Source organism: Homoserinimonas sp. OAct 916 (assembly GCF_003260275.1).
Taxonomy (GTDB): domain Bacteria; phylum Actinomycetota; class Actinomycetes; order Actinomycetales; family Microbacteriaceae; genus OACT-916.
In genome coordinates this window covers 95,779-111,781 of the sequence record NZ_QJHB01000012.1, presented here as the reverse complement: position 1 = coordinate 111,781, position 16,003 = coordinate 95,779, and the positions used below count along the sequence as shown (strand labels likewise).

The window sequence follows — 16,003 nt, the reverse complement described above, 5'->3', positions numbered from 1 at the left end:
CGCACCACAACAGAAAGCAGACTCAATGATGAGCAGCCGTCGTTCCCGCACCTCTTCACGCTCACTCGCGCGACTTCTGGGCGCAGCAAGTCTGGCAACAGTGCTCGCGTTCGCCGTCACCGGTTGCGGCGGAACAACCGGCAACGAACCGGCCGCTGTCCCCAACGCCTCCGGCGGGCCATCGGCCGCCGCTGACGTGCCATTCGTGTTCGGTGCCTTCGCCACTCCGCTGGAGGAGCCGTGGGATGGTGCGGTGCACGCCGCGCTGCAAAGCGCTGCTGACGACGGGCTGATCAAATACCAGCACGTCGACAACCTGAGCACCGCCGACGAGATGGAGCGCGCGTTGCGGGACATCATCGCCAGCGAGAAGCCCGATGTCATCTTCGGGGACGCGTTCGCCGCGGAGGATGCGGTGCGAGCGGTCGCCAAGGACTTCCCGGACACCAAATTCGCGTTCGGTTCAGGCGGTGCGGAGCAGGCGCCGAACTTGAGCGTTTTCGATAACTGGCTGCAAGACCCGGCATATCTGGCCGGGATGCTTGCCGGAGGTCTCACGACGAGCAACACCATCGGCGTCGTGGCCGCAATGCCCATCCCAGAGGTGAACCGCATCGTCAACGGCTTCATAGAGGGCGTCACCGAAACGAACCCTTCGGCTACCGTCACCGTGTCGTTCATCAACTCGTTCTTCGACCCGGCGACTGCCAAGCAGGCAGCCGAAGCGGCCATCGCCGGAGGGGCCGACGTGTTGTTCGCGGAACGGGATGGCGTCATCGCCGCGGCGAGCGAGCACAAATTACCCGCCTTTGGGATGATGGTCGATCAGCAGGGCCAGGCACCGGACTACGTCGTGACGTCGTTGCTGTGGAACATGCGGCCGACCGTCGACCAGGTGGTCGCGGAGGTGACCGGTGGCAAGTTCACGGCGAGCAACCTCGGCAAGTACTCCTACATGGTCAATGGCGGCAGCTCGATCGCGCCCATCAACACCGGCACGGCGTTCCCGATTCCCAGTGATCTGCTGAAGAAGGTGCAGGCCAAGCACGACGAAATCACATCCGGTGCGTTCGCCACGCCGATCAACGAGGAAGCTCCGGCCGGATCAACCACAGTCGGCAAGTGACCGGCGTTCGTCCGCCGTTGGCGGAGCTTCGCGCAATCACGAAGACCTTCGGCGCTCTGGTCGCGAATGACAGCATTGACCTGGTGGTTCAGCCGGGGGAGGTGCATGCCCTGCTCGGCGAGAATGGGGCAGGCAAGAGCACGCTGACGCGCATCCTCTACGGGCTGAGCCAACCAGACAGCGGCGAAATCAGCATCGAAGGCACCGTGCGCAAAATGTCGTCCCCGGCGGATGCCATGGCGGCGGGGATCGGCATGGTCACGCAGGAATTCTCCCTCGTCGGAACGATGACGGTGACCGAGAACCTGATGCTCGCCGGTGTCGGCATTGGCCGGATCAACCGGGTTGCCGCCCGCACCCGGGCGCTGGAGGCAGCTGCCCGGATCGGCGTGTCCATCAATCCCGACGCCGTCGTCGAAACGCTCTCGGTTGGCGAACGGCAACGCGTCGAGATCGTGAAGGCCTTGTTCCACGACTGCCGACTTCTCATCCTCGACGAACCGACCGCGGTACTGGTGCCGCAAGATGTCGGCATGCTGTTCGACTCGATCCGGCGGCTGACCGCCGACGGCATGGGCGTCATCTTCATCTCCCACAAGCTGCACGAGGTGGTCGAAATCGCCGGCCGAGTCAGCATTCTGCGCCGCGGCAAGATCGTCGCCAGTGTTCCGGCGGCGGGTCTCGAACCGCGGCAGATCGCGGCGATGATGGTGGGGGCGGAGGTCGTAGCTCACGGGGGCATCACCGAAGCTGTCAGTACGGTCGAAGCTGACGCGCTTGCCACGAGCATCGGGCTCGAACCGTCCGCGGTCTCCACAGCCCTGGTCGCACCTGCAGGCGATCGGCCGCCGGGCGTCGGCCGCGCCACCACCGTGTCGAGTGCCACCCCGGCGGCAACCGCGTCGACCGCAGTTGCCGCAACTTCCGGCCGAGCGAACACCGCGTCCGTCCCCGCCCTGGCCATCCGAGATCTCACGTTGCGTGGTTCCGGGGCGCCGTTGCTCGACACGGTTTCGATCACTGTCGCGCCCGGTGAGATCGTCGGAGTCGCCGGAGTGTCCGGAAACGGTCAGACCGAGTTGGTGAGTGTTCTGTGCGGCATGGCCGAGCCGACCAGCGGCTCCATCCAGATCGGGCGAGTCGACATCACCGCGCTCGGCGTGGTCGAACGCATCCGTGCCGGGCTCGGACGTCTGACCGAGGACCGCCGGGGTAGTGTCATCCCGAATCTGAGCGTGGAGCAGAATCTTGTGCTCGAAGATCTCGATACGTTTCGGCGCGGCCCATTCCTCAGCCGCACGCGCATGCGCACGCATGTGCATCAGCTGATGCAGCGATTCGATATTCGCGCGAACGCCACCGATCCGATCCGCAGCCTGTCGGGCGGAAACATGCAGAAAGTGTTGCTGGCCCGCGCCCTCTCCCGCAACCCGCGGGCCCTTGTCGCCTCTCAACCGACCCGCGGGCTTGACGTTGGCGCCTGTGAGTATGTGTACTCCCAATTGCGCGGGTTGCGCGATGATGGTGCCGGCGTGCTCGTGATCTCCGAAGATCTGGACGAGCTGCTGGGGTTATGCGATCGCATCGTCGTGCTCTTTTCAGGCCGGATCATCGGTGATGTGATGGCGGCCGACGCGTCACGCGAGGAACTGGGTCTGCTGATGACGGGACAGGCCGCATGAAGCTCCTGTTACGCGCCCACGAGTCACGGTGGCTGGCACCTGCGGCGATCGGTGTGGCCGTGCTGGTCACACTGCTGTTGACGGCGGGTCCGATCCGGCTGGCCGGCGCCAATCCGCTCGCCGCGTACGAACGGTACGTCATCACCCCGCTCACCTCGTTCGGCGGGATCGGTGAGGTGCTGCTGGCATCCACCCCGCTGATCTTCACCGGTCTGGCGGTGGCGATCGCGTTCCGGGTCGGCTACTTCAATATCGGCGCGGAGGGTCAATATCTGGCTGGGGCGATCGCGGCCACCATTCCGGGGCTGTACCTGCCGGGCCTGCCGGCCCTACTCGCCCTCCCGCTCGCTCTGGCGGCGGGAGCCCTCGGCGGCACAGCCTGGGCTCTGCTTCCGGCGTGGTTGAAACGACGCGCGCACATCGACGAAGTGGTGACTACATTGCTGCTGAACCCGGTCGCTCTGCTGCTGGTGCAGGGACTGCTCAACGGTCCCTGGCGCAATTCCCAGACCGGCTTTCCCGACTCGGACAGCTTCGGGGCCGGCTACACCCTGCCGGCGATCGTGGACGGCTCCCGTGTGCATTGGGGGCTGATCATTGCGTTGCTGCTCGTGGTGGCCACCTGGATCGTGATGTCGTTCACCCCGCTCGGTTTGCGATTGCGGGCGGCCGGGCAGGCGGGTGCTGCGGCCCGATTCTCCGGCATCCATGTGTCCAGCCTGCAGTGGCGCAGCGCCCTGGTGTCTGGTGCTGTCGCCGGTCTTGGCGGAGCCAGCCAGGTGCTCGGTGTCCAACATCAGCTCACCGCGAGCATTGCGGTCGGGTACGGGTACACCGGTGTGGTCGTGGCAACGTTGGGGGCACTCTCCGCCGGTGGAGTGCTGTTGGCCGCACTGCTTCTCGGAACAATTGCGGTCGGGGCGCAGAACGCGTCCGTTGTCCTGCACGTGCCGTCACAGATGGGCGCGATTGTCAGCTCCACATTGCTGTTGACCGTGGTTTCAGCGATGGTCGCCCGGCACTACCGCATTGTGTTCGGGCACGGACGAGTTGCTGGTACCCGCACCGAAGACGATATCGAAGCCCTCGGCCAACCGATACGCGCACCCGAAGCAGACCCAGCGCGAACGTCCGACACCGGGCATGAATCAGAGAAGGTGCAGTGATGGATTTTCCCCTGCTCGCTGTTCTCGCGGCAACATTGACGATCGCCACCCCCCTGGTCTGGGCGGCGCTCGGCGCGATCCTGAACGAGCGCACCGGCATCATGAACCTGGGGATCGAGGGAACCATGTACGCGGGAGCGTTCGTCGGCTTTCTCACCGCGGCGTATACCGATTCCGCCCTGCTGGGGATTGCGGCAGCGATCGTCGCCGGCCTCGTTGCGGGCTTGCTGATGGCTGTGCTCACCGTCACGCTCGGCGTGAACCAGCACGTCGCCGGCATCGGCACCACTCTCCTGTTGGTGGCAGCCAGTGATTTTACGAACCGTCTGCTGTTCAGCGGCGGCTCGCAAACTGTTACAGCCAAGTTCGACCGCTGGTTCCCCGGCACAGGGGTTTTCGCCCAGTATCCGATGACGTATGTCGCGTTCCTGATCCTTGCGCCGGCGCTGTGGTGGGTGTTGCGGTCCAGCGGTTTCGGGCTGCGGTTGCGCGCCGTTGGCGAGAATCCTGAAGCGGCGGATGCTGCCGGTATTCCTGTGGCGAGCACCAGGTATGCCGCGCTCATGTTCGGCGGGGCGTTCATGGCCATCGGAGGAGCGTTTCTCACGCTGAGTCTGCTCGGCAGTTTCACACTGGATATCGTCAGCGGTCGAGGCTGGATCTGCATCGCGTTGGTCATTTTCGGGCGGTGGCGAGTCTGGCCCGTGGTCGCCGGAGCACTTCTGTTCGGTTTCGCCGACGCATTGCAGCTGCAGTTGGCGATCTCGCCCATGTTCAGCGCCGTGCCCAACGAGCTGTTGATCGCGTTCCCGTACATCGTCGTGATCGCGGCACTTGCCATCTGGGGTCGCGGCGTGCGTTATCCGGGTTCCTACCTGACCCCCTATCGGCGCGCGTGACCACATGATCAACCCCCATTGAATGGAGAAGAAAATGGCATTGACCGATTCAGAACAGCTCGCTTTTGCCGTCGCGGAAGCCAAGGCAGGCCGAGCGAAAGGCGGAATTCCGATCGGCGCCGCTTTGATCGTCGACGGTGAGGTACTCGCGACCGGTCACAATCAGCGAGTGCAATTGGGCAGTGCGATTCACCATGGTGAAACCAATTGCCTGGAGAACGCTGGTCGGTTGCCGGCAAGCGTGTACGAACGAGCAACGATGGTGACGACGTTGTCGCCATGCGACATGTGCACCGGCGCCATCCTGCTGTACAAGATTCCCCGGGTGATCATCGGCGAGAACTCCACCTTTTACGGTGGAGAGGACTACCTTCGGTCGCGCGGTGTCGATGTCGTCGTGCTCGACGATGACGAATGCATCCAGATGATGTCTGACTTCATCGCCGCGGAGCCAGCACTGTGGAACGAGGACATCGGCGAATCCGACTGAGCCGAGGATGGCTCGGCTGAGGCTGACTTCGTTCGGTCGCGGTCACCCGTCGGCGACGAACGAGGTCACAGGGTGTTGACGGTGGATCGCTCAGCGTGACGAGTGTGGGCGATGCGCTTCACGATCCACTCGGCGTCACGACCCACGCCGCCGATGAGGCCCGATGTGAGCCCGAACTGGAACGGCATCCCGACGAGGAACAGCCCCGGGACATCCGTGACCTCACCGCGCACGGAAGTGGGGTACCCGCCGGGGCCGAGCGGCAGATCGGGGAGCCAGGACAAGTCGGGAGTGAAGCCCGTCGCCCAAATGATGGTCGTGGGTGCGGACGACTCTGCGTCGGCGGCTCCCATCAATCGGGGTTTGCGTGAGACCCCGGCTGACTCCACCTGCTTCATCGAAATACGGATCAGCGGCGCACCGCTGGCGTGGAACGCCTTGGCCACCCGGCGACCGATTGGTGTCTTCACGGTGAGGACGGAGGAGATGAACGCCCAATATGCGGCGCCCGCATAGGTGAATACCGGATCGGGAATATGAGCGGTCGGCCGGCCCGCCAGGGTCACCCGATGGGTTGCCGCAAGCTCGAGGGCGATTTCGGCCCCCGAGGTTCCCGCACCGACCACCAGCACGTTGCCGTCGGGGATCGAAGCCGGGTCGACGTATTCGGAAGAATGAAGCTGGGTGATCGACGGGTCAATGGTCGCGGCAAACGCGGGAATGTGGGGGAGTGCATTCGGCCCAGTGGCCAATACGACGTTGTGCGCATTGATCGAGCCGGCGGATGTCACGACCTCGAACCCGTCAGCCGTTCGGGTGAGTCGCTCAACCCTCACCCCCAACCGCACCGGCAACTCGAACTGGGATGCGTACTCTTCGAGATAGTCGGCGAACTCGTCCTTGCGCAGGTAGCCCTTATCCGAGTGTGAATTCGAGTGCGACATTCCGGGAAGGGCGCTGTACTGGACCGGCGTGAACAGTCGCAACGATTTCCATCGGTCACGCCAGCTTTGCCCGATGCGTTGACCGGCCTCGAGGATCTCGAATGAGATGCCCTGTTTGGCCAGATGGTGGCCGGTTGCGAGACCGGCTTGGCCGGCCCCGATCACAATAGTGTCCACGCTCATGGCGGGCCTCCCTTCATCCCCATTAGAATACCATTCTACTCAATAGAGCACAATGCTAATCTGACGTTAGACTTGGACTTATGGACACCCCTGCGCCGCGAACTGCAGACACAATCACTCCTGTCGTCAGGGCAGTCGAAACTGCGGCATCCAATACCAGCGGTGTCGCCGACCGACGCCCTCCGACTCTGCGCGAGGAACAGGTTGCTCTCACCCGGGGGAAGGTCGTGCGGGCCGCGCGACGATTGTTTCTGAGCCGTGGCTACGTGGATACGTCAATCGCCGCGATCGCAACCGAAGCGAACGTGGCGGTGCAGACGATCTACAACTCGGTCGGCAACAAGGTGGCCCTTCTGTCCGCGATGCTCGATGACGCTGCGTCGGGCCCAAATTCTCCGATGCCGGTGCGAGATCTCATGCGGGAGCGAACGGACGCCTCCCAGGACGTGTCTGGTGTGCTCGACGTTCTCGCCGACTGGTTCGTCGAGGTGGGAGAGCGCACGGTCGACGTGTGGGCGGTGATCCAGCAGGCTGCAGCCGTTGATCCCGAGGCAGCCGACCTCGCACGCCGTCGGGGCGAGCAGCGGCTGAGCAATTACGGCCTCGCGGCCGCCACACTGCGCGAGCGTGGTGGGCTGACGCAGGTCACCGACATCGAAGCGGCTGCCACGATCTGGTCGATCGGGCACCCGAACGTCTACCTGACCCTGGTACGCGACCTGGGCTGGTCGGCGGTGAACTACCGCAGTTGGGTGCACAAGTCGCTCTCGGGGGCACTGCGCTGACCAGCTGCTGACCAGCTGCTGACCAGCTCCTGACCAGCTCCTGACCAGCTTCGTGAGAGTGCAAAAAAGTGCCTTCCGATCGAACGGGAAGGCACTCTTGTGCGCCCTCACGGGTGCGAGCACGGGCAGCGAAAGTGGGCTACAGGCCTACCAGAACACCGCGATCACGACGTCGGCGAGTGCCAGCAGGCCGATGGTCGGCACGATCCAGGAGGCGACCCTGTCTTTCTTGCGGTTGAGGAATGCAAGCACCGTGATCACGACGAGGATGAGAAGCTTCACGCCGATCTTCATGTTGTTGATGTCGCCGAGGTCGGCGGCCTCGATGATGCCCACCAGCGCCACGCCGGAGATCAGCTGCAACCAAGCGCCGTGCATAATCGCCGGAACGACCCGGGCGGTGCCGGTCTTGAACTTCGACATCTGCGTCATGACGCCGCCAATGATCGCCGCGAGCCCGATGAAGTGCAGAACCAGAAGAACGTTTCTCAGAATTTCCATGCTTCGAGCCTAACTGGACGCCTAGTGTGAAAAAGCTGTGTGACCGGGAAGAACACCGGCCCCCAGAACAGCCCGCGGGTGCGAGTTTTGACGACTACGGGACGGTTCCGGGCGGGGACGGGAACGGAGCCACCGACTCGAAGGCGAAGGCCGCACTCAGCAGCAGCGCGTCGGAGTAACGGGGCCCCACCACCTGCATCCCAACCGGTAGCCCACCCTTCGTGAGGCCACACGGCACCGAGATGGCCGGCTGCTGGGTGAGGTTGAACGGATGCGTGAACGGCGTCCATTCGGCCCACCGGGTCAGTCCCGAACCGGTCGGCACCTCTTCGCCGATGTCGAAGGCCGCAATCGGGATGGTCGGGGTGACCAGCACGTCGTATTTCACGTGGAACGCTCCCATGCGCCGGCCGAGGTCGGCGCGCACCTGGTTGGCGTCGAGGAGCTCCATCGCCGTCATTTCGCGCCCTGCCAGCGCGATTTCGAGCAGCCCGGGATCCAACTCGTTCCAGCGCGCGCGAGGGTAGGACTCGATCACCTTGCCCGCTCCCGCGAACCAGAGCGTGTGGTACGCCTCGATCGGGTCGCTGAAGTCCGGGTCGACCTCTTCGACGATCGCGCCCAGTTCGGCCAACACGCGAACGGCCGCATCCACCGACGCCGCGATCTCTGGATCGACAGCCACATACCCGAGATCACGGCTGTACGCGATGCGCAGCCCACGGATTCCGTCGCGCAGGCCGCCCAGATGCGACGAGAGAGGGGGCGCCAGAGCCGACCAGTCGCGGGAGTCGAACTTCGTGAGCACGTCCATCATCAGTGCGGCGTCCTCGACGGTGCGGGTCATCGGGCCGACATGGGAGAGAGTGCCGAACGGGCTGGTCGGATACACCGGGATGGCGCCATAGGTCGGCTTCACCCCGACGATGCCGCAGAAGGCCGCCGGGATGCGCACCGACCCGCCCCCGTCGGTGCCGACCGAGAGCGGCCCCATTCCGTAGGCGACGGCGGCTGCCGAGCCGCCGCTGGAGCCGCCGCTGGTCTTGGTCACGTCCCACGGGTTGCCGGTATTGCCGGTGAGGGTGTTGTCGGTCACGCCCTTCCAGCCGAACTCAGGGGTGGTCGTCTTTCCGACAAAGACGGCACCAGCCTCGCGCAGGCGCGCCACCGATGGCGCATCTTCGGTCCATTCCTGATCGGGCGAGACCAGGCGCGATCCGCGCAGGGTCGGCCAGCCGCGGGTCAGCAGCAGATCTTTGATGCTGGTGGGCACGCCGTCGAGTTCTCCCCGCGGGCTGCCTGCCTGCCACCGCTGTTCGGACCCCCTCGCCTGTTGCAGAGCGCACTCCTCGTCGACGAGGCAGAACGCGTTCACTCCGGCATCCAGTCGGGCGATCTGGTCAAGTGCTGCACGGGTGACTTCTACCGGGGAAAGCTCCCGGCTTTGGTACGCCGCCAGGAGGTCGGTTGCTGAAAAAGTGGCGAGATCATCCATTTCGACAGTTTGGTATGCCGTGATTCGCATTGTCAACAATAGGCTTGGCTTGTATGCTCAAATGTATTATTGTTGACAATCTGCAGTTGTAAAGTCCGCCTACGAATCGAGGACCACAGATGACAGCGCTCAGTCCGTTGTTGAAGCAAGCCACCCCGGTCATCGTCGACCGGGCTCTGGGCAGTTGGATCTACGGCACCGACGGCGAGACCTATCTGGATTTCACGACGGGCATTGGCGTCACCAGCACCGGACACTGCCACCCGCGCGTGGTCGAGGCGGCCCGTGAGCAGACCGGTGTCATCATCCACGCGCAATACACGACGGTGATGCACAAGCCGTTGCTCGAGCTCACCGAAGCGCTCGGAGAGGTACTGCCTAGTGGGCTCGACAGCGTGTTTTATGCGAACTCCGGCTCTGAAGCGGTCGAAGCCTCCATTCGCCTCGCCCGCATGGCAACCGGCCGCCCGAATATCATCGCCTTTCACGGCGGTTTTCACGGCCGCACCGTCGCCGCCGCTTCGCTGACCACAGCAGGCACCCGGTTCCGGTCCGGTTTCTCCCCGCTCATGGGCGGAGTGCACATCGCCCCGTTCCCGTATGCCCTGCGCTACGGATGGGACATGGAAACCGCGATCGATTTCGCGCTGAAGGAGCTCGACTACCTCCTGCAGACAGTCTCGTCGCCGGCCGACACCGCCGGGTTCATCATCGAGCCGGTTCTCGGTGACGGTGGCTACCTGCCCACCCCTCCCCGGTTTCTCGAGGGATTGCGCGAACGCGCCGACAGGCACGGCATCGTGCTCATCGTCGACGAGGTGCAGACCGGAGTCGGCCGCACAGGTGAGTTCTGGGGCCACCAGCACAGCTCCATCAGCCCGGATGTGCTGATCACCGCCAAGGGCCTGGCCAGCGGGTTTCCGATCTCGGCGATCGCCGCATCCACTGAAATGATGAGCAAGGCGTGGCCGGGCTCGCAGGGCGGCACCTACGGCGGCAACGCCGTGGCGGCAGCCGCAGCGGTCGCAACCCTGGCCGTCGTGCGCGACGAGAACCTGGTCGCCAATGCGCGCGTGCGCGGCGAGGAACTGCAGCAGGGTCTCGTGCACCTGGCGGCGCAGAACCCGTTGATGGCCGATGTTCGAGGCCTCGGCCTGATGCAGGCAGTGGAGTTCCGCACCGATGAAGGTGAACCGAACCCTGAACTGGCGGCTGCCGTGCAGCAGGCCGCGATCAAGGAAAACCTGCTGTTGCTCACCTGCGGTGGGTTCGGCAACGTGGTGCGCATCATCCCCGCGTTGACGGTCAGCCCTGACGAGATCGCCACCGGGCTCGACCGGTTCGCTGCCGCACTCACCGCCGCGCACGCCGAACTCGTGAACAGCTAGCCACGCCATGTCCCTCACCGCCCCGGAGCCGCCAGTCACGGAGCCGCTGCTCGCCTGGTTACGCGGGCTCGGCATTGAGGTCGAAACCGACAGCCGCCGACTGGCAGAGTACTCCTACGACGCCTCGAACTACCGCATCGAACCGCTGGGCGTCGTCTTTCCGCGCACAGTGCAGGACGTGGTCGACGTGGTGCGAGCCTGCTCCGGCACAGGCACGCCGTTGACAAGCCGCGGCGGCGGCACGTCGATGGCCGGCGGTGCCGTAGGCCGGGGCATCGTGCTCGATTTCTCTCGCCACATGGACGCGGTGATCGCCATTGACGAGAAGGCCCGCACCGCCACCGCGCAGCCCGGCATCGTGCTCAGCGCCCTGCAGAAGGCCGCGAAGGATGCCACCGGCGGCGCTTTGACATTCGCGCCCGACCCGTCGAGCCAGACCCGGGCGACCCTGGGTGGCGCGATCGGCAACGACGCCTGCGGCAACCACTCCGTGCGCTACGGGCGCACCTCTGACCATGTCATCGCCCTCGACCTTGTCACCGCTGACGGTCACCGAGTGACCGCCACCCAAAGTGGCATCGACGCGACCGACCCGAACGACGCGGATGCGGCGGCGAGGGCGGCGACGCTCAGCAATGAGTTGCGGGCGCTCGCCGACGAGAACCTCAGCGACTTTCGGCTGGAACTCGGCCGCATACCGCGCCAGGTCTCCGGCTTTCACCTGGCCAACCTGCTGCCCGAGAACGGGTTCGCCATCGCTCGCGCACTGGTCGGCAGCGAGGGAACCTGCGCGATCGTGGTCGGCGCCACGGTGAAACTGGTTCCGGTGCCCCAAGCGGCCCTTCTGATCGCGCTCGGGTACGACGACATCGTGGCCGCCGCCGAAGACGTGATGACCATTCTCGAGTTCTCACCGGCGGCCATCGAAGGCATCGACGAGGCCATCGTCGACACCATGAAACAGCGTCGCGGAAAGGATTCGGTGGCCGGGCTGCCCGAAGGCACGGCGTGGCTCTACGTCGACCTCGACGGCGACGCCATGGATGCCGTGGCGGCCCAGGCCGAGCAGCTGCTCGTGCGCCTTCGTGAGAACGGGCGCCTCGTCGACGGCCGAGTGGTCGGCGACCTCACCGAACGCGGGCTGCTGTGGCGGGTGCGCGAAGACGGTGCCGGGCTGTCGGCCCGACTTCACACGGGAGGGGAATCCTGGCCCGGCTGGGAAGACTCCGCGGTCGCGCCTGAGAACCTGGCGGCCTACCTCGCTGAGTTTCGTGACCTGCTGGCCCGGTTCGACCTCACCGGCGTGATGTACGGCCACCTCGGTGCCGGTTGCATGCACGTGCGCATCACCTTCGACCTCCGGTCAGATGCCGGCCGCAGCGTGATGGAAGACTTCATGCGGGCCGCGGCGACCCTGGTCGTCGCGCACGGCGGGTCCCTGTCCGGTGAACACGGCGACGGCCGTGCCCGCAGCGAGTTGCTGCCGATCATGTACTCCCCGGCCATTCTCGAGTCGTTCCGGCGGTTCAAGACCATCTGGGACCCAGCAGGAGTTCTGAACCCCGGCATCCTCGTCGCTCCAGAACCTCTCGGCGCGAACCTCGCCCTGGCCGGTGTTCCCGAGCGCGAATGGCGCACCAGCTTCGACCTGACCCCCAGGGTGAAGCCCGCCGGAACCGATGTCGACCCGTTCGTTCGGGCAATGCAGGGCTGCGTCGGAATCGGCCGTTGCCGCACCACCAGCGGCGGTGTCATGTGCCCGAGCTTCCGGGCCACCGGCGACGAGAAGGACTCCACCCGGGGTCGGGCCCGCGTGCTGCAGGACATGGTGCGCGGGGCCTCGAGCGTCGAGGAGGGCTGGCGCTCCGACGATGTGCGCGAGGCGCTCGACCTGTGCCTGTCGTGCAAGGCGTGTTCCACCGACTGCCCGGTGGGCGTCGACATGGCCACCTACAAGTCGGAGTTCTTCGACCACTACTACAGGGGGCGCTTGCGTCCCCTCTCGCACTACACACTCGGTTGGCTGCCCACCTGGTTGAAGATCACCACGCGCATCGCCCCGCTCGTGAACGCCGTGCTGTCTTCGCCGCTCGGCAAAGTCGTCTCCTTCCTCGGCGGTCTCACCACCAAGCGAACCCTGCCTCGGTTCGCGAGCGCTGGTGCGCTGCGCGCCGAGCTGAGCGGTACACCGAACGGTGATGACAGGCGCAGCGATGCCCAGAACACCGGAGTACCGGATGTGACCCTGGTGGTCGACACTTTCACCAAGGGGTTCCGGCCCGAAGTGGCCGGGGCAGCCCAGCGGGTGCTGCGCCAGGCCGGGCGCACCGTGGAATGCAACGCCGACGTGTGCTGCGGGCTGACCCTCATCTCCACCGGTCAGCTCGGCGCTGCCAAGAAGCGCTTGGCTCGCGCCGCCGCAGTTCTCGACGACGGTAGCGACCGGCCGATCGTGGTCATCGAACCCAGTTGCGCGGCGGCCTTCAAGAAAGACCTGCCCGAGCTCATCCACACGGATGCCGCCAAGCGGGTCTCTGCGCGCATCCGCAGTTTCGCCGGCATGGTCACGGAACTGACCCAGTCCGGCTGGCAGCCCGAGTGGCCAGATGGGGCGCCACCCGAGGTGACCGTGCAGACGCATTGCCACGAATACTCCGTGTTCGGTGCCCGCGCCCAGACCCAGGCGTTGCACGCGGTCGGGGTGGCCGGGGTGCGCGAGGCCACCGGCTGCTGCGGAGTCGCCGGCAACTTCGGCTTCGAACCCAGCCACTACGACATCAGCATGGACGTGGCCGAGCAGGCCCTCATCCCGGCTCTCCGAGACAGTGCGGCCACTACCCCGGTGCTGGCCGACGGGTTCAGCTGCCAGATGCAACTCATGCAAGTGGCCCCCGAGCGCGCCGGTCTGCATTTGGCCCAACTGCTGGATGTCGCTCCCACAGATCGACAGACCGAACAATCCTTCAGGAACGACCGATCTTTCAACAACGACCGATCCCTCAAGAACGACCGATCCGTTAAAAACGACCGATCCGTCAAAAACGACCGATCCGTCAAAAACGACCGATCCGTCAAAAACGACCATTAGTAACGACCATTAGTAAAGGACAAACAATGACGACAATTGCCGCGGAGAAGAACTCCACCCTCCCCGACCTCGAGACTCGGCTATACCTGAACGGGCAGTGGGTCGACGCAGAAGGCGCCAAGAGGTTCCCGGTCGAGAACCCGGCGACCGGGGAGATCATCGCCCACGTTGCCGATGGCTCGGTTGCTGACGCTGAGCGTGCCATCGAGGCCGCCGGCAACGCTCAGGCCGACTGGGCCAAGATACCGCCGCGCGAACGCAGCGAGATCCTGCGTCGCGCGTACGAACTCATCATCGAACGCACCGATGAGCTGGCCGCGATCATGACGGCCGAGATGGGCAAACCACTGGCCGAGGCCCGCGGCGAGGTGGCTTACGGCGCCGAGTTCTTTCGATGGTTCTCCGAGGAGGCTGTGCGCATCTCGGGCGACTACAGCACCACGGGCGACGGCAAGAACCGCATCCTCGTCACTCGCGTTCCGGTCGGGCCGTGCGTGTTGGTCACCCCGTGGAACTTTCCGCTGGCGATGGGCACCCGCAAGATCGGCCCGGCGATCGCGGCCGGGTGCACCATGGTGTTCAAGCCGGCGAGCCAGACCCCGCTGACCTCCCTCGCCCTGGTACAGATCCTGCACGAGGCCGGCCTGCCCTCCGGGGTGTTGAACGTGGTGACCACGTCGAGCTCCTCGAAGGTCGTCGGAAGCTGGATGTCGAGCGGCATCGCTCGCAAGGTGAGCTTCACCGGCTCCACCGAGGTGGGAAAGATCCTGCTCACGCAGGCCGCCGAGAATGTGATGCGATCGTCGATGGAACTCGGCGGAAACGCCCCTTTCATCGTCTGCGCCGACGCCGACATCGACCGGGCGGTCGAGGGCGCGATGCTCGCAAAACTGCGCAATATGGGAGAGGCCTGCACCGCGGCGAACCGGTTCCTCGTGCACCGCTCGGTGGCCGACGAATTCACCGAGAAGCTCGCTGCCCGCATGGCTGCGCTCACCGTCGGCGACGGCAGCCTGGCGGGCACCGATATCGGACCGATGGTGGATGCCGCCGGTCGCGACAAGGTGCAGGAACTCGTCGACGACGCGGTCGCGCTCGGCGCCCGCGTGGTCGTCGGCGGCGACTGCCCGGACGGCCCCGGCTACTTCTACAACCCCACAGTGCTGGCCGATGTGAGCGCCGAGTCCTTGCTGATGAGCAACGAGATCTTCGGCCCCGTGGCCCCGGTCATCCCGTTCGATGACGAAGACGACGCCATCCGCATCGCCAACGACACCCAGTGGGGTCTCGTGGGATACCTTTTCACTCAAGACATCGACCGTGCGCTCCGGCTCGGCGACGAACTCGAGGTGGGTATGGTCGGGCTCAACTCCGGCCTGGTCTCGAACCCGGCTGCGCCGTTCGGCGGGGTGAAACAGTCGGGCCTCGGCCGCGAGGGCGGTCGGGTCGGCATCGACGAGTTCTTGGAACACAAATACCTTTCAATTCCGCGCCGATGACCGGCGTGGCCTCAACAAGGAGAAGACATGGCGGGTGAAGACGGGCTGTCGGCGCTGGAAGGGCGCCCGACGTCGGTGTTGATCGCAGACCAGTTGCGCGAACGCATCATTGACGGTTCGTTCCGTCCGGGAGAGCAGATCCGTGAAGCCGCCCTGGTCGACAAGCTGCGGGTCTCCCGCGGCCCCGTGCGCGAAGCGCTGCAGCGGCTGAGCCAGGAGGGGCTGTTGGTCAGCCACCGCAACCGCGGCATGTTCGTGCTTGAGCTGGAGATCACTGATATCGAGGAGATCTACGCGGCCCGGCAGGCCATCGAGATCGGTGCTGCTGCGGCCATCAGCAAGCAGGACCGTCCGACGATCGAGAAGACGGTCAAGTCGCTGGAGAAGATCATCGCGAGGATGGAGCCTCTGGTCGAACAGCGGGACTGGTTGCGCCTGGCCGAGCTTGACCTGTCGTTCCACATGGCGTTCGTGGCCAGCGCCGGTAATTCGCGGCTGTCGAAGATCTACTCCACGCTGGCCGCAGAGTCCCGCATCTGCATCGTCAACCTCGAAGGATCGTACCCCCACGCCGAGGCCCTTGTCGCCGAACACCAGGCGTTGATCGACCAACTGGTGGCCGCAGACTGGCCCGGGCTGGAAACGGCGATCGCTGCCCACATGGCTGCCGGCGTCACCGACCTCAGGGCTTCGCTGCTGGCACGCGATTCAACGAAATCCTGAGGGTTCTCGGGTCTTGCTTTGCGAGGCGCACAAA

13 protein-coding genes are annotated in these 16,003 nt (G+C 65.2%); 10 read left to right on the top strand and 3 right to left on the bottom strand.

Annotated elements, in window-relative coordinates:
* Nucleotides 1-25 precede the first annotated feature (25 nt).
* From DL891_RS14550 to DL891_RS14530, 5 genes are read left to right on the top strand one after another with little or no spacing between them, the layout of a single operon-like run.
* The gene (locus tag DL891_RS14550; protein WP_111721175.1) at nucleotides 26-1,126 is read left to right on the top strand and encodes a BMP family protein; all 1,101 of its coding nucleotides are present in this window, start codon (nucleotides 26-28) and stop codon (nucleotides 1,124-1,126) included.
* Nucleotides 1,123-2,808, top strand: coding sequence for an ABC transporter ATP-binding protein (locus DL891_RS14545; protein ID WP_198668935.1), 1,686 nt, complete (start codon nucleotides 1,123-1,125; stop codon nucleotides 2,806-2,808). Before DL891_RS14550 ends, DL891_RS14545 begins: the two co-directional genes overlap by 4 nt.
* The gene (locus DL891_RS14540; RefSeq protein ID WP_111721173.1) at nucleotides 2,805-3,974 is read left to right on the top strand and encodes an ABC transporter permease; all 1,170 of its coding nucleotides are present in this window, start codon (nucleotides 2,805-2,807) and stop codon (nucleotides 3,972-3,974) included. Before DL891_RS14545 ends, DL891_RS14540 begins: the two co-directional genes overlap by 4 nt.
* A complete protein-coding gene (locus DL891_RS14535) occupies nucleotides 3,974-4,873 on the top strand; it encodes an ABC transporter permease (protein ID WP_111721172.1) in 900 nt (299 codons plus the stop codon). The genes DL891_RS14540 and DL891_RS14535 overlap by 1 nt, the downstream gene beginning before the upstream one ends.
* Nucleotides 4,874-4,907: 34 nt before the next feature.
* On the top strand, nucleotides 4,908-5,363 hold the full coding sequence (locus DL891_RS14530; protein WP_111721206.1) for a nucleoside deaminase: 456 nt from the start codon (nucleotides 4,908-4,910) through the stop codon (nucleotides 5,361-5,363).
* Between the two features lie 65 nt (nucleotides 5,364-5,428).
* Here the strand turns inward: DL891_RS14530 and DL891_RS14525 are convergent, their stop codons facing one another.
* A complete protein-coding gene (locus DL891_RS14525; RefSeq protein ID WP_111721171.1) occupies nucleotides 5,429-6,490 on the bottom strand; it encodes an NAD(P)/FAD-dependent oxidoreductase in 1,062 nt (353 codons plus the stop codon).
* 80 nt (nucleotides 6,491-6,570) lie between these two features.
* Here DL891_RS14525 and DL891_RS14520 point away from each other — a divergent pair, with 80 nt between their 5' ends.
* Nucleotides 6,571-7,275 (top strand): TetR/AcrR family transcriptional regulator, encoded by a 705-nt coding sequence (locus DL891_RS14520; protein WP_111721170.1) that lies wholly within the window; start codon nucleotides 6,571-6,573, stop codon nucleotides 7,273-7,275.
* A 147-nt stretch (nucleotides 7,276-7,422) separates the two neighbouring features.
* Here DL891_RS14520 and DL891_RS14515 read toward each other — a convergent pair whose 3' ends face one another.
* Both DL891_RS14515 and DL891_RS14510 read right to left on the bottom strand, forming a co-directional pair.
* Complete coding sequence (locus DL891_RS14515; RefSeq protein ID WP_111721169.1) at nucleotides 7,423-7,776, bottom strand: hypothetical protein; 354 nt, start codon at nucleotides 7,774-7,776, stop codon at nucleotides 7,423-7,425.
* Between the two features lie 94 nt (nucleotides 7,777-7,870).
* A complete protein-coding gene (locus DL891_RS14510; protein WP_111721168.1) occupies nucleotides 7,871-9,271 on the bottom strand; it encodes an amidase in 1,401 nt (466 codons plus the stop codon).
* A 119-nt stretch (nucleotides 9,272-9,390) separates the two neighbouring features.
* Between DL891_RS14510 and DL891_RS14505 the strand changes: the two genes are divergently transcribed.
* The 4 genes from DL891_RS14505 to DL891_RS14490 are packed head-to-tail and all read left to right on the top strand — an operon-like array spanning nucleotide 9,391 to nucleotide 15,969.
* Nucleotides 9,391-10,659: an aspartate aminotransferase family protein gene (locus tag DL891_RS14505; protein WP_111721167.1), complete on the top strand. Its 1,269-nt coding sequence runs from the start codon at nucleotides 9,391-9,393 to the stop codon at nucleotides 10,657-10,659.
* Nucleotides 10,660-10,666: 7 nt separating this feature from the next.
* The gene (locus DL891_RS14500; RefSeq protein WP_111721166.1) at nucleotides 10,667-13,747 is read left to right on the top strand and encodes an FAD-binding and (Fe-S)-binding domain-containing protein; all 3,081 of its coding nucleotides are present in this window, start codon (nucleotides 10,667-10,669) and stop codon (nucleotides 13,745-13,747) included.
* A gap of 26 nt (nucleotides 13,748-13,773) precedes the next feature.
* Nucleotides 13,774-15,246 (top strand): NAD-dependent succinate-semialdehyde dehydrogenase, encoded by a 1,473-nt coding sequence (locus tag DL891_RS14495; RefSeq protein WP_111721165.1) that lies wholly within the window; start codon nucleotides 13,774-13,776, stop codon nucleotides 15,244-15,246.
* A gap of 27 nt (nucleotides 15,247-15,273) precedes the next feature.
* On the top strand, nucleotides 15,274-15,969 hold the full coding sequence (locus DL891_RS14490; protein ID WP_198668933.1) for a GntR family transcriptional regulator: 696 nt from the start codon (nucleotides 15,274-15,276) through the stop codon (nucleotides 15,967-15,969).
* Nucleotides 15,970-16,003 lie beyond the last annotated feature (34 nt).